Annotated in this window: 10 protein-coding genes; 1 reads left to right on the top strand and 9 read right to left on the bottom strand. The window is 58.5% G+C overall.

The features are described 5' to 3' along the window. Window positions 1–21 precede the first annotated feature (21 nt). The 3 genes from EDC14_RS19110 to EDC14_RS19100 form a co-directional block, all read right to left on the bottom strand. Window positions 22–2,436 (bottom strand): heavy metal translocating P-type ATPase, encoded by a 2,415-nt coding sequence (locus EDC14_RS19110; protein WP_132015917.1) that lies wholly within the window; start codon window positions 2,434–2,436, stop codon window positions 22–24. 48 nt (window positions 2,437–2,484) lie between these two features. Further along, window positions 2,485–4,326: an urease accessory protein UreH domain-containing protein gene (locus tag EDC14_RS19105; protein ID WP_132015916.1), complete on the bottom strand. Its 1,842-nt coding sequence runs from the start codon at window positions 4,324–4,326 to the stop codon at window positions 2,485–2,487. A gap of 251 nt (window positions 4,327–4,577) precedes the next feature. After that, window positions 4,578–5,051 (bottom strand): DUF2318 domain-containing protein, encoded by a 474-nt coding sequence (locus EDC14_RS19100; protein ID WP_132015915.1) that lies wholly within the window; start codon window positions 5,049–5,051, stop codon window positions 4,578–4,580. Window positions 5,052–5,435: 384 nt separating this feature from the next. Here EDC14_RS19100 and EDC14_RS19095 point away from each other — a divergent pair, with 384 nt between their 5' ends. Further along, window positions 5,436–5,912: a DUF6803 family protein gene (locus tag EDC14_RS19095; RefSeq protein WP_132015914.1), complete on the top strand. Its 477-nt coding sequence runs from the start codon at window positions 5,436–5,438 to the stop codon at window positions 5,910–5,912. A gap of 140 nt (window positions 5,913–6,052) precedes the next feature. Here EDC14_RS19095 and glgP read toward each other — a convergent pair whose 3' ends face one another. From glgP to EDC14_RS19065, 6 genes are all read right to left on the bottom strand, one after another. Continuing rightward, window positions 6,053–7,669 (bottom strand): alpha-glucan family phosphorylase, encoded by a 1,617-nt coding sequence (glgP, locus tag EDC14_RS19090; RefSeq protein ID WP_132015913.1) that lies wholly within the window; start codon window positions 7,667–7,669, stop codon window positions 6,053–6,055. 195 nt (window positions 7,670–7,864) lie between these two features. Beyond that, the gene (locus EDC14_RS19085) at window positions 7,865–9,898 is read right to left on the bottom strand and encodes an alpha-amylase family glycosyl hydrolase (protein WP_132015912.1); all 2,034 of its coding nucleotides are present in this window, start codon (window positions 9,896–9,898) and stop codon (window positions 7,865–7,867) included. Between the two features lie 161 nt (window positions 9,899–10,059). Further along, window positions 10,060–11,079 carry a LacI family DNA-binding transcriptional regulator gene (locus EDC14_RS19080; RefSeq protein ID WP_132015911.1) on the bottom strand — a complete coding sequence of 340 codons (1,020 nt, stop codon included), beginning with the start codon at window positions 11,077–11,079 and terminating at the stop codon, window positions 10,060–10,062. Between the two features lie 69 nt (window positions 11,080–11,148). Next, window positions 11,149–11,994 (bottom strand): nucleotidyltransferase domain-containing protein, encoded by an 846-nt coding sequence (locus EDC14_RS19075; protein WP_132015910.1) that lies wholly within the window; start codon window positions 11,992–11,994, stop codon window positions 11,149–11,151. Between the two features lie 20 nt (window positions 11,995–12,014). Further along, window positions 12,015–12,914, bottom strand: a complete 900-nt coding sequence (locus tag EDC14_RS19070; protein WP_132015909.1) for a carbohydrate kinase family protein — start codon at window positions 12,912–12,914, stop codon at window positions 12,015–12,017. Window positions 12,915–13,247: 333 nt separating this feature from the next. Further along, window positions 13,248–14,684: an alpha-amylase family glycosyl hydrolase gene (locus EDC14_RS19065; protein WP_132015908.1), complete on the bottom strand. Its 1,437-nt coding sequence runs from the start codon at window positions 14,682–14,684 to the stop codon at window positions 13,248–13,250. Window positions 14,685–14,715 lie beyond the last annotated feature (31 nt).

Here is a 14,715-nt window from a genome sequence, read left to right as displayed (position 1 = left end):
AGGAATGGGCTGGAAGAGGTCTTAGCCTTTAAACCGCTTCAGACTCAACGAATTGGTGACCACCGAGACGGAGCTGAAAGCCATGGCGCCGCCGGCGATGATCGGATTTAACATTCCCAGAGCAGCGAAGGGAATGCCGATCGTGTTGTAGAAAAATGCCCAGAACAAGTTCTGCTTGATCTTCTGCATCGTTTTCCGGGAGAGCCGGATCGCGGTCGGGATCGCCGTCAGATCGCCGCGCATGAGCGTTATATCCGCCGCCTCCATGGCGATATCGGTTCCGGTGCCGATAGCCATGCCGATATCGGCGGTCGCCAACGCCGGTGCGTCGTTAATCCCGTCGCCGACCATGGCCACCACCTTGCCGGCCTGTTTCAGCTTATCGATCTCGGCCGCTTTGTGCTCCGGCAGAACTTCGGCCAGCACCTGGCTGACGCCGACCTGACTGGCGATGGCCCGGGCCGTTCTTTGATTGTCGCCGGTCAGCATATAGACCTCGATGCCCAGTTTTTGCAGCTCGGCGATGGCTGCCGCCGAACTCTCCTTCACCACGTCGGCGACGGCGATCAAGCCGGCCAGTTCCCCGTCGATGGCCAGGAACATCACCGTCTTGCCCGCGTTCTCCAGTTCGCTGGCCACCGCTTCGCTTTCCTTCCGGTCGATGCCATGTTCCGCCAGGAGCTTGCGGGTGCCGACCAAGACCTTCCGGCCGCCGATGGTTGCGGCAATCCCTTGCCCGGGGATGGCTTCAAACCGCTCGGGATCCTCCAAAGCCCCGAATACTCGCTTGCCGTGAGCCACGATAGCCACGCCCAGCGGATGCTCCGACTGCTTCTCGGCGATGGCGGCCAGCTTCAGGAGCTCGTTTGGTTCCAAACCGCTCGCCAGCGGGAGCGTGTCGGTGACTTCGGGTTCACCCTTGGTGATGGTGCCGGTCTTATCCAGAACCACTGCATTGATCTTATAAGCTTTCTCCAGATGTTCCCCGCCCTTGATCAGGATCCCGTTCTCCGCGCCTTTGCCGGTCCCCACCATGATCGCGGTGGGCGTGGCCAGGCCCAAAGCGCAGGGGCAGGCGATGACCAGGACCGCTACCGCGCTGACGATGCCCATCTTCAGGTTATAATCCCCAAAGGTCCAGACCAGGAAGGTCACCACGGCGATTCCCAGCACGATCGGGACAAAGACGCCCGATACCTGATCGGCGATCTTCTGGATCGGAGCCTTGGAGCCTTGGGCGTCTTCGACCATCTTGATGATCTGCGACAATACCGTATCCTTGCCGATCTTGGTGGCTTCGAACTTAAAGGTGCCAAACTTATTGATGGTCGCGCCGATCACCGTATCGCCGGCCTTCTTCTCCACCGGCAGACTTTCACCGGTCAGCATCGACTCGTCCACCGCCGAGTTGCCCTCGACGATCCGCCCGTCAACCGGAATTTTTTCGCCGGGACGGACCACGACGAGGTCGCCGACCACCACTTCTTCAATGGGAATATCCGCCTCGGCGCCGTTCCGGATCACCCGCGCCGTCTTGGCCCGCAGACCCATCAGTTTCTTGATGGCCTCGGAGGTCTTTCCCTTGGCCACTGCTTCAAAGTATTTGCCGAGCAAAATCAGGGTAATGATCGTGGCCGCCGCCTCGAAATACAGGTCTTTCATGAACGTGCCCGGCATCGGCTTCTGGAATAAGGCGTTATAGACACTGTACAGATACGCCGCGGTTGTCCCCATGGCGATCAGCACATCCATATTGGGACTCTTGGCCCGCAACGCATGGTAAGCATTTTTATAAAACCGGTAGCCGATGATGAATTGGACCGGGGTCGCTAGAATGATCTGAAAGCGCCAATCATGCAGCAGTTGGATGTCCAGCTTCAACATAGTCAGCACCATCGCCAGGATTAACGGCGAACTCAGAACCGCGGCAATGATCAGTTCCCGACGCAGCCGCTTGATCTCCTTCTCCCGGGCGGCTTTTTCGCGGTCCGCGCCGTTCTCCTGCTCCAGTTCGGCGCCGTAGCCCAGGGCGGTGACCGCCGCCAGCAGTTCGGAGACTTTCACCCGGGCGCTGTCATACTCCACCGTGGCTTTCTCGGTGGCCAGATTGACCGCGGCCTTGGTGACGCCGTCCATCTTGTTCAGCTTGCGCTCGATCTTCGCCGCGCAAGCAGCGCAACTCATCCCGGTGAGCTTCAGGCTCACCTTGCCTGGCTGATCCGCCTGCGGCACTACGCCATAACCGAGTTTGACGACGGTCTCCGCTAGTTGCTGGTCCGATACCAATTCGCTATCATAAGCGACGGTCGCCTTTTCCGTGGCGAAGTTGACGGCGGCTTCCCTGACTCCGGGGAGCTTCGCCAGGCCTTTCTCGATCCGGGCAGCGCAGGCCGCGCAGGACATGCCGCTGATCTGTATGACTTCCTTCTTTTCCATGTTTTTCACTCCTCTAGGGGTATGAGTACCCGCATCCGGGCGTTCTAATCATCCGCCGCAGCAACCGCCGCCGCCGGCGGGCCGGAAAGCCTCCACTTCTTTCTTGATCGCCTTCATATCGATCTGTTGGAGATCAGCGACGACCTTCACGTAACCGTGCAGCATTCCCATCCAGCACTGGAAGGTAAAATCTTCGGTTACCTCTAACGGCGGCGTCTCCAGCTGTCCGGCGCTCAGATCGAGCTGGCCGCCGTACTCCGGGAAAGCCACAATGTTATTACAGGAATTCAATTTCTCCGGATTGAATTTCAGTTTGGCCTTGATCCCCCGCTGCAACACGATCACCGCCGGATCATATCCTTCGTCGTTCACCGTGATCGTCGCTTCCTGGATGCCATCCTTCACTTGCGCTACCACCACGTTGTCGGTGGGGATCCGGCCGCCCTGGAATTTGACAGCCTTGGCGCTATCCGCACAACACCCGCCCCCGAGCTGGCTCTGATTGGCGTCTCCAGCCGCGTCCGGCAGGTCACTCGCGGAAACATTGGCGAGATCGGGCACTACCTTAATGGTACTGCTGATCATCCCCATCCAGCAGGTATAGGTGATGGAGCCTTCCTCCTGCGGCGTAAACTCGATAATATTATCCCCGGGAACCAGCTTTTTTTGAATATTGTACCGGGGAACGGTCACCGGATTATTACAGCCGTTCAGATCGGCCGCGCTCACTTTGATGATCCAGCGCACCGGGATCCCTTTTTGGACCACGAACGGCTGATACCGGCCGGACTGAAAGGTAGTGGTCACCACCTGGACGTCTCCCTCAATCACCGCAACGTTCCCCGGTGAATTGGAGCCGGGTCCGACGGAAGCCCAGGAAATCCCGGAAAGACTCAAACCCCGGCCCAACATGGTCATTCCCAGGACGATGACCAGTACCGCGCTGACTTTCAGCATCCGGTGGGTAAATTTACGGCTCAACAAAGAGCTGAGCGCGCCAAAACCGAACATCAGCGGCACCGTACCCAAACTGAAGAGGAACATCGCGGCGGCGCCCGCCCCAAAACTGCCTGTTCCCAGAGCATACAGTTGCATGGTTTGCAAAGGGCCGCACGGCATCAGTCCGTTCAATAGCCCCACGATAAAGGGGCCCCGCTGGTTCTGCCCGGCATAAAGCCGGTCCCCGATGAACTTGGGCATGCTGAGCTTGAACCGGCGCAGCCACGGAAAAATATCCAGCATGTTGAGGCCCATGACCATCATGAACAGCCCGCCGACGATGGCGACCACGCCTTTGGCGGTTCCCGAAAAACTGACCACCGAACCGATGGCGCCGACCATGCCGCCGATCAGCGTATACGAGAGCACCCGTCCCGCATTGTACAACAGGCTGGGCCGGAATTTGACCCATTTGGACTCCGCCGCCGCCGGCCGGCCGGGAGCGGAGGCGATACACTGGGAAAGGTTAATCCCGCCGCACATGGCGATACAATGTAAGGAAGTAAGCAGGCCGATGACGAAAAGCATGCCGTAGCCCACGGAACTGTCAACCTGCGGTATGAAGTTAAAGCCGACGGTGGAGCGGATGATCAGATACAGCGCAAAGATGATGATCCCCGCGCCGATCAGTTGATTGACCGAATTTTTCCGCGCCGCCAGGGCCTCGCCGGGCCGGCTCGCCTCATAGCCGAGTTTCTGAATGGCGCCGATCAACGCTTCTGATTTTATCATATCACTATCATAGTGGACCGTCACGCGCGAATTGGCCAGCGAGGCTTCAACCGTTTTGACGCCGGCCATCTTGCGTAGCGCATTTTCGATTTTCAGCTCACAACTGGCGCAAGACATTCCTTGCACTTGAAAGACTTCGGAAACCAATCGGGGTTCCATGCCACTCCTCCTAACTATGACGCAAACTTCTCAACCGCGCCGGATCCATTGCGCAGCGCTTTGAATCGTAACAAGGCTATTCTAGCCGAACTCTGTGAAGAAATCATGAAGATCGCTCCGAATTTGATATCTTCCGGAAAACAACCGCCAACGCTCGCTCCTTCCCCGAGCATCCCAGGCTGAAATGACAATGACCGGATGCTCAATGGCTGAGATCCGGTCATTGTCTCCACAAGCGCTGAGGGCTACGGTCAATTCTTCCAGCGGGCGAAAAATTTCTTATGCTTCGCCAGATAATCGCCGGAGATGATGATATATTCCCCGTCCTCCCGCTTATTCTCTTTAAGGATCGGAATGGGATTGCAACCGAACTTTTTCTTTTCGATCTGATCGATCTTGAAACGGTTGCCGCAATTATTGCAGACCAATTCGTTCCCCGCCTGGGTGTAGAAACCCCGGCCGGAATTGAAACAGACCTGGCAGGTGTTGAAGGCGGTCCGGATCGTTCCGTCGCTGGCTTTGACCGCAATCACCTCCATTTTGGTGCCCTCGGCGTCATATGGATAGTACCGGGCATTCCCCGTCACCCCGCTCTTCCGGATCCGGAGTTCGTCCCCGGTTTCGCCGCGAATGACGCCGCCCTGCCAAACTGCCAAAATCCCCGCCAACGCCAGCACCAAGCCCGCAATCTTATAGCCGCCACGCCAATTCCTTTTTGACCTCATGGTCCCATCTTGTTGCGATCGCCCCATGTAAATTCCCCTTTCGCTCCTAAAGCGTCATGCCCTTCAAAATTACTCCAAGTATACCCGGGGGATGTGAAGATTTTATGAAGAAAAAGGCGCTCCCCTCTTCATAAAATCTTCACATTCTCTTGCTATATTAAGTTGAATTAAATTTCAAATAAGCATCATGTCCCGTAAGCCTTCCATGATGGATAAATTAAGGAATTTAATTCAACTTATTACCGCTGTAATAGGATGAAATAAATTCGTTTTGATTCCATTTGCATTCGGCCTTAGGAATGCAAATCTTAATAAAGAAATTTATTTCATCCTATACAATCAATCCGCAAAAACGCTCGATTTGGAGAAAGGGGTAAAAATCCAATGAACATGACCCATTATATGGAACTGCTCGCCACTAACCAGCCTTGGAATTTGTTGCATTACATGGTGGTGCCGGTGGTTCTGGCCGAGGCCCTGGTGGCCGTGGAATTTTTCATCGTCTTTTACCGTAAGACCTCAGGACCGCTCAAGACCACCAGTAAAATCCTGAGCATCGTCGCCGGCGCCTATTTTACGTTCGCCATCTTCTTCCCGCTGTTATTCACAGCCATCCCCACCATGAAATGGCGCACCGGCGTCGACTTCATCGCCGTCTGGTCCTATCTGCTGGGCGTCGTTCCCCTGGCCGGCCTGGCATTGCTGGAATTGGGCTGGATCGGGAAGAACAAGACTCCCGATGAACAGATGAAGCTGCATTTTCTGCTGTTGACGGTGTTTCTGATCGTTGCCCACGTGGCCATGATCTTCGGAATGGTCAATCCGGAGATCCTCGGCAACGCGGCTGGCGGGAGCATGTAAGAGGCCTGCACCGTTGTTCAAAATGATTACCGCCCAAGACCGAGGCTGTTCGCCCGGGCTTGGGCGGTTTTTTTAGAAAGCCGGCTGACGGGGGAACGCCAGCCGGCTTTCTCGTCGCATGGAGGAACGGTGATGAACCGTCAGATGATGTCCTGGTATAGCAGGCTGTAATAGTCCTGCACCAACCTTGCGGCCGAGAATTGCCAGTGCGACATCGCGATACTGGCGCGCATCATCTCGGTCCAACGGCTCTGGTCCGTGTTATAGGTCGGTAAAATCTCCTCCAGGAGCACCCGGTAAAGGCTCTCGGCATCGGCCGCCTCCTGGTCGGACGCGGCACTCCCGTCCCCGATCTGCCAGCCGTTGATGCCGTGGCGGCAGCCCTCGGGCCACCAGCCGTCCAACACGCTGAAGTTTAAAACGCCATTCATGGCGGCCTTCATTCCCGAAGTGCCGCTGGCCTCCATCGGCCGGCGGGGGTTGTTCAGCCAGACGTCACAGCCGCGGGTCAGGAGCCTTCCGATCTGCATATCGTAGTTTTGCAGGAAGACCACGCTCTCCGGATACAACCGGGACATCTCGTACAAATTGGCCACGATGCCCTTGCCGACCGCATCATTGGGATGGGCTTTGCCGGAGAAGATCAATTGCAATTTGCCGTACTTCAGGAGCGGAACGATCAGTTCCGGCCTTTTGAAGATGAGATCGCTCCGTTTATAGGGCGCGGCCCTGCGGGCAAAACCGATGGTCAGCGTGTTCTCGTCCAGGTCAACCCCGTTGCGCTTCCTGATCTCGGCCAGCAGTTCACGCTTGGCCGCCTGATGGGGAGCCCACAGGTCGCCCTGCTGCTCGAAGGCCGCGGCGATCCGGGGATCCTGCCAGGTACCGTTATGAACGCCGTTGGTCACGGCGATGATCGCCGCGGCCCCGGTCACCTCCTGCCACATCTCCCGGGCCGTCAGCGCATGCAACTCGGCCACGGCATTGGCCTTCCGGGCCAGCCGCAACCCGGCCGCAGTCATGCTGAAAGGTTCGCCGCCCAGTTTCAGCATCTGCCCGAACGTCAGACCGTTATAGGCCCCCATGTATTGCAGCAGCTCATGCTCATGGATCTCATTGCCGGCCACCACCGGCGTGTGGGTGGTAAAGATGATCCGTTCCCGGGTCTGCCGCCAGGCTGCTTCAAAATCCAGTCCTTCCTCATCCATCTTGCTGCGGATCAGCTCGGTGCCGGCCAAAACCGGATGGCTGTCATTGAAATGGTAGACATCCACCGCGATCCCCAAGGCTTGAAGCGCCCGGACGCCGCCAATGCCCAGAACCATCTCTTGGGCGATCCGCTCTTCGGAGAACCAGCCGTACAATTGGCCGGTGATCAGCCGGTCCTCATTCTCCGGCAGATTGGTATCCAGCAGGTAGAGCGGCGCGTTCCGGAATTGGGTGCATTTCCAGACCTTGCAGGTGACTTGTCTGCCCCGGATGCGCACCTTCACCGCCACGCCGGTATCCTCCAGAAAGCCGTAGCTGTTGTCGGGATAGCAATCATACGGCCTGCCGTTCTCCCCGATGAATTGATTGGTATAGCCTTGACTCCAGAGAATGCCGACCCCGATCATGGGATAATCCCTATCGTAAGCGGCTTTTAATATATCTCCGGCCAGGATCCCGAGTCCGCCGGAGTAGATCTTGAAATCCTCATGCAAACCATACTCCATGCAAAAATAAGCCACCCGCGGCAGTTTGGAACGATTGCTCATCAGTTTGCCTCCCTCATTCGTCACAAGTCATGGGCCCCATCCAGGGTGGTCCATTTACTACCCTATCAAAAACTTCGCGCAGGACAGTCCGTCGTGTCCGGATTAACTCTATATATGATCATTGCCGGCAAAAACTCTCGGGCCGCAATTCGGAGACCTACTCGGGGTCTTCCTATATTGTGGACCAAAGCCGGTTTATGAATGATAAGATTCGCGTAAATATCCGATCCGTACCTCGCCGGGGGCCAGAAACCTCCACTGATTATATTCCCATTTTCGGCCGGTTCCAGTACTTCCCGGGTACAGCCACGCGACCGCCGGCCGATCCTTCAGGAATTCCTCGGGAAACAGGGCCTGCAGCCGTACCCGGGCCCGCTCGGCGAAACTCCGGTTGGCCAGGAAAAACAGGTTCTGACCGGTCTTGGGATCAAAATACCAAAAAAATATGATTTTGGAATTCTTCAGCGGCCGGCTCCTCAGATGGACCCTGTTGCCCACCAGGCCCCCAAAACGGCGACGGATCCGCAGCGCCTCCGCCAGCAGCTCCCGCAGCCAGCCATGGTCCTGATTCAGCCAGTGCAGGCGATAATGATCGAAGAAAGCCAGCTTGCCATACATCGGGTCCTCCCGGTCCAGTACGAAGCGGCCCGTTTCATCATTATTCAGCCCGAGATTCATCGGCTGAAGCTCCAGAAGCTCCATGCCGCTGTTGATGAAGGGAACGGCGTTGGCGATAAAACAGTTCAGCAGCAATAACAGGCTGAGCTTCGGGCGCTCCCGGTAGACCAGCGCCATCCGGGGCGTATCCGGGGTCTCCAGGGCGGCGGTCACCGGCAGCGCGGCGCCGGAGACGATCCGCAGCAGTCTGGAACGGAAACGGGGCTGGTCGAGATCGTTGTAAACCGACCAGAGATTGCCGCTGATAAAATGAAAGCCGTTCTCCCTGGCGGCCCGGGAATGTTCGGGCGCGAACTCCTCCGACCACAGAATGAAATGGGGATTGGCGGCCTTGACCCGGGCCACGATGGCCTGGTTCAACTCCGGCGGCAGCGCGTGCCCCATATCGATCCGGGCGCCGTCGATCCCGTACTCCTCCTGATAATGGGGGATAATTCCCAGAAGGTAATCCCACAACCCCCGGTTGGGAAGACGACCCGGGTAAAGATTGGCGCAAGCCACGTCCTGTAAAATGTAAGGCGGCTGCTCCCGGGGCAGATAGGGCCGGGCCTTGGGGTGCGTATCCTGGTAAAGCCGCAAGTAAGTCACGTCGGTCCAGGGCGGCTGGGGATCATTCAAGACATTGGAAAAGCCGGGCGCGGTGGTGATCTGATACTCCTCCTCGATCAGGGCCAGCAGGTTCGCTCCGCTCCGGCGGTGACGTTCCAGGAGCCGGCGCCAGCGGGCCGGGTCGATCTCCGGCGGGGAAACGGTAAATTGAGCCAGGTATTCGGCGATCCCGTCGCAAGTGTACAGGCTTTTCAAGGAACCGTCGTTCAGCAGGGTCAGTTTTCCCTCCCCGGCCACGGCCGGAGGGGCGAAGACCGGAGCGGTGCGGCGGCGGATCCAGTAAAACCATTCCGGATGGTCCGCCAGGAGCGCATGATCCCGGGCTACCGTGCGAAAGACGAAATCGACCATCACCCGGATCCCCAGGATGTGGCAGGCCTCGATCAACGCCTTGAACTCCGTCGCCACCATCGCTTCATCCGCTTCGCCCAGCAGGTCGTCGTGGAGATTCCGGTCCAGCCGGTAGCTGTCCCGAATGGCATAAGGGCTGCCGCACTCCCCTTTCTTATAACGATCGCTGGTGGCAAAGACCGGCAGCAAATAGAGGATGTTCACCCCGAGCTTCCTCAAGTAGGGCAAGAGGCCGATGGTCTTGATGAAACTGCCCGGGCAGACCTGCCCCGGCCGGACATGGTCCCAGGCTGTGAAGGTCCTAAGCAGCGCCCCATAGATCACACACTGATGAAGCTCCGGCGGGGCGGCGCTCCCCCGGTCCAACGGCCGCAGGTAATCCTTTCCCGCTTCCGCATGGGGCAAAATGTGGCGCCCGATGATATGGCTCAAAAACTCGTAGGGATTGACCCGGATCTGCCCGGGTCGTTTTTGGTCGGTGGCATAGCGCTCCCAGCCGACCGCATTCCAGACTTCGGGAATAAAATAGGACCCGTCAAAAGCAGCGCCGCGCCGCGCCAATTGCTCGCAGACGATCTGTAGATTTTGCATGATTCACCTGTTTTAGAGATGCAATGATTTCGAGCCGGCCGGACGGGTGTGGAATGCCAATGGCCGGCCTTCGCGTTTTTTGATAAAGCATTTCCTCTGAAAAAGCAGTTGCATCGAAATTTGCGTTAGTGCATACGCTTGCACCAAAACCGTAAAAAAAATTACCGCCGGGAGAGCGTCGATTCCCTGATCACCAGCTTGGCGGGGATGATCGCCCGGTTAAAACTCTGGTACTCGCTGTGCAACGCCGCCAGCAACAGTTCCAGCGCCTTGGAGCCCAGGGAGAAGGCGTTGATCTCCACCGAAGTCAACGGCGGATGGGAATAGTCGGCCAGCGGGACATTGTTGAAGCCGGCCACCGCGATATCCTCGGGGATCTTGAGCCCCCGCTCCGTGATGAGCTTCATCGCGCCGAAGCAGAGCAGATCGTCGCAGCCGATCACCCCGGTGGGCAGCTTGCCCCGTTCCAGCAGTTTCTTCATCAAGTCGTAGCCGTTATCGGTGATGAAGCGGCTCTCGACGATCAGCTGCTCATCGCAGGGGATGCCGTGCTCCTGCAACGCTTGTTTATAGCCGTTCAAGCGGTCCATGGTCACAAAATGCTCCGGCACCACCCCGATAAAGGCGATCTTGCGGTGCCCCTGCTCGATCAGGTGCTGCGTCAGCTGGTAACCGATGGCGAAATTATCATTGTCGACCCAGTTGACCTCGTGATCGTTCTCCGGCTTGCCCACCAATACAAAGGGGAAATCCAGCTTGAGAAGCTCGGATACGGAGGAGTTCCGGGTCCGCGACGCCAGCAGGATGATCCCTTCGGTGATCCCGCCGCAGGCGAATTGTTTCACCGAATGCTTCTCTTCCTCGGGATTGCCAATGCTGGAGATGAGAATGTTGTACTTGTTCTTATAGGCAATGGAGCTGATCCCCCGCAGGATCTCGGGATAAAACGGATGCTGGAACGCCTTGTCGGCCATCCCCGGGATCACCACCCCGATGATCCGGGTCGATTGGTTGGCCAGGGACCGGGCGATGATATTGGGATGATAATTCATCTCCTGCATGATCTTAAAGACCTTCTCCCGGGTGGCGGCGCTGATCTTGGGGTTGTTGGCGATCACCCGCGAGACGGTGGAAGGCGAGACTCCGGCGACTTTGGCGATATCATTAATGGTTACTCTCATGAAGCCATCCCTTTATTTTACAGTTCTTTTCCCATCAATTTTAATATCGCCCGCCGCCGAAAGTCAACATCAATCTGCGCCCGCGCCCGCTCCGCTCCCTTCCAGGCGGAGCAGATCGTCCAGGTGGCCGATGAGTCCGTCGAGGGCCGGCAGAATGGCCGGGTCGCATCTTCCGCTGTGGCCCAGGACCGCCAGGACGTCCGCCTCGCAATGCTCCGGAACTTTGGCGCATTGCTCGCGGACCGTCCGGAGCAGCCGTTTCTCTCCCGGGTGGGCCATTTCATTCAGGGCGAACAGGATATCGAAATAACTGGCGAAAAACGCCGCGGTCCGGTGGTTGACGCTGACGGCGTCCCCGCGCCCCAGGGCTTTGGCGATCTGATGATAATAGGCCGGGATCTGTTCCTTGAGCAACGGGTAATTCTTGCGGATGATGTTCCGCTTGAGTTCCGGCGGATAGCGCCGGCTGTATCGTTGCTGCAGCGAAGCGATGACTCCGTCCCGGTCGAACAAGATCCGCGAGCCGCAGAAATTGCCCCAGATACACGTGGTATAGCCGACATCCGCTTCGAAACGCTCCAGTTTGGCGTAGAGATTCCCGGCGACGAACTCCAGATCGCGGTAGACGATGTCCACCGCGATCCGGCCCTGCCGGAGATAACCGTCGTCCTCGGTCTCCCAAAACTGATTATTCACTTCGCACTCGGCGAAGAGCTCGGCCGCCAGGGCCCGCCGCGCGGCGAGGTCGATGGGCCGGTCCTGATACACATAGAGATCGTAATCGGAATCCGGCTCGGCACCGCCCTGGGCCCGCGAACCTCCCAGCAGCACACCCCGGACCCCGTCCAGGCGCGCCAGGCGTTGCACCAGGCCGGCGACGCCGTCCGGCAGGGGCATGGGTTCCAAAGTCGCCACGCGGGATCACTCCTTTCGTTTCACGATTCAGCGCCGTAATGCTCCCGGTAGGCCGCCTCCAGGAGCGCCGGGCTCAATCCGGGGTAAGCCAGCTCCGAGACAGTAATGCAGAGTCCGGCGCAGAGGGTGGCCAAACCCAGACATTTTTTCAGCGCATAGCCCCGGAGGTGGCCGTAGATGAAACCCGCCATGAAGCTGTCGCCGGCGCCGTTGGCGTCCACCATGCGGTACGCCGGAATGATCGGGATCTCCAGCCACTCGCCGACCGCGGTGGCGGCGGTGGCCCCCTCCCGGCCATGGGTGCAGACCACCAGCCGCTTGCCCCGGCCGATCAGCTCCGCCATCACCGCCCGGTAATCGGGCAGATTATCGGAGCTCATAAAGATATAAGCGGCGGCGTCCAGATACGCCTGATGGAACGGATCCCGGCCGTCCCAGTCGTGGAGATCGGTCCAGACCGGCTTGGCATACTGCCGGCAGAGGGGGATCAACCGTTTGGTATAACCGATGATGTTCAGGACGACCAAGTCGCTCTCCTGGATCAGCGGCTGGAATTTTGCCAGGTCCAGCCGGGGCTCCTCGCTGGAGCGGGTGGCGAAAATGGAGATCCGCCGGCCGGCCCCGTCCATCAGATTGATATGCCGCTCCGTGCCCTGCGGGTCGATATCGTACCGGAAATGCAAGTTGGGTACCTGCAGCGCCGCCCGGATCCGCTCGCCATAATCATCGGCGCCGATCAAGGCGTGCAAGGTGGTCTCCAGTCCCAGCCGGCTCAGGTTCAGCGCCTTGCCCGCCCCGGTGGAACCGACGGTTTCATGAAAACCGCAACTGTGAATCGTCTGCGGCAGCGGTCCGGGCAGGACCGGCAGGTGGATCAATGCATCAAAGGTGGCTCCGCCGACTACCAATACCTTTTGCAACCCCATCCCCCCTTCTCTCCGTTCCCCCGGAAGCACCCAATCGGGCAGCGCTTTCGCATCATTCCGGGGCTTTTTTCATTTCCGGAAGCGGAAATCCTATTCTCAGGAGTGAATCTCCGATCTTCGCGAGTGGAAATTCCATTCTCCGGAGTGAAAAGCGAATTCTCCGGCCCGGTTTTGCAATTCTCAGGCGGGGAATTCCCATTTCCAGGAGTGAAAATTCAATTCTCAGGCTGGAAATTTCGATTCTCACGACCGGAATTTTAATTTCCATGATCGAAAATTTAATTTTCGACCAAATTTTTAATTTTGATTCGCTAAACCTACAACTTTTTATTTCGACTCACAGCGGAAGAGATTCACCTGGCGCGGGGCCAGTTGCAGTTGGAGCTTTCCCCGCCGCAGCCGGTAATTTTCGGACCCGGTCAGCCCGCGCAGGATACTCCCGGGCTCTCCCCATCCTTCGGGCAGTTCCAGCTCGACGCGGCGTTTTTGGTTGGCCAGATTGAAGACGGTCAGGATCCGGTTGCTCTCGAAACTGCGGGTATACCCGAAAAAATCCGGCCGGTCCGGAAGGAGCGTCAAGTCCCCTTGGGTCAAGGCGGGGTTGGCGGCGCGGATCGCGTTCAGTTTTTTGATGTAATCGGTCAGCGGCGAACGGACCTGCCAGTCCATATCGCGGCGGTTATCGGGGTCGGCGCCGCCGTCGAGCCCGATCTCGGTCCCGTAGTACAGGATGGGGATCCCGGTATAGGTCATCAGAAAGGCCAGCGCCTGCCGGAGCCGCTCGTCGCGAAGGTTGTGGACCTGGCTGACGAAGCGGGGCACGTCGTGGTTGTCGATGAAGGTGCCCATCCGGGAACGGTCGGGATAGACGGCGGCGCATTCCCGGATCAGCTGGGCCAGCCTGGCGCCGGGCCGGTCGCCGGCGAAGACGTCGTGGATCGCATAGTAAATGGGAAAATCGACCAGCCCGTCCAGGCCGGCCCGTTGATAGCCGGCCACGAAATCGGGGCGGCCGTCCCAGACCTCGCCGATCAGATAAAAGCCCGGAAACTCCTTTTTGAGCGCGGCCGCGAATTCCCGCCAGAACTCCTGCGGCACGTGGCGGACCGTGTCCAGCCGGTAGCCGTCGATGCCGGTCTCGCGAATCCACCATTGGGCCATGGTGATCAGGTATTCCCGGACCGCCGGGTTCTCCTGGTTCAGATCGGGCAACCCTGCCAGCCAGCCGTCTTCGATCTCCCGTTGGTCATTCCAATTGGCGATGGTGCGGCGCGGGTGGAACCAGCTCTCATACTCCGGCTCGCCGACCCAGGGGTGGAGCAGCCCGGTGTGATTGACCACCAGGTCGGCCAGGACCTTGAGGCCCCTGGCGTGAGCGGCGGCCACCAGTTCCTTGAGCTTGGCCAGGCTCCCGAAATGCTCGTTGGTCCGGTAAAAGTCGCTGGCCCAGTAGCCGTGGTAGCCCCGGAACTGATTGGCGACGACCGGCGAAATCCAGACGGCGGTGAAGCCGAGATCGCGGATGTAATCCAGCTTGTCGATGATCCCCTGAAAATCGCCGCCGTGATAGGCGGAGGGGTCGCTCCGCAATACGTTCTGATCATTGGCGGGGTCGCCGTCGGCGAAACGGTCGGTCATCAGAAAATAGATCCGGTCCGCCGCGGTGAGCGGCGCGGGACTGTCCTGCGCGGCGACGGTTACGGCGCAGAGCGCCGCCAGCGCCAGGAGCAGCCAGAATTTTTTCAGCCCTTGGGGACGGTTCATGGGTTCACCCCCTCCTTTACAATCGGCCGGC

Source organism: Hydrogenispora ethanolica, assembly GCF_004340685.1.
GTDB lineage: Bacteria > Bacillota > UBA4882 > UBA8346 > UBA8346 > Hydrogenispora > Hydrogenispora ethanolica.
Note: the sequence above shows the minus strand (reverse complement) of the source record. Positions and strands in the feature narration are given on the sequence as shown.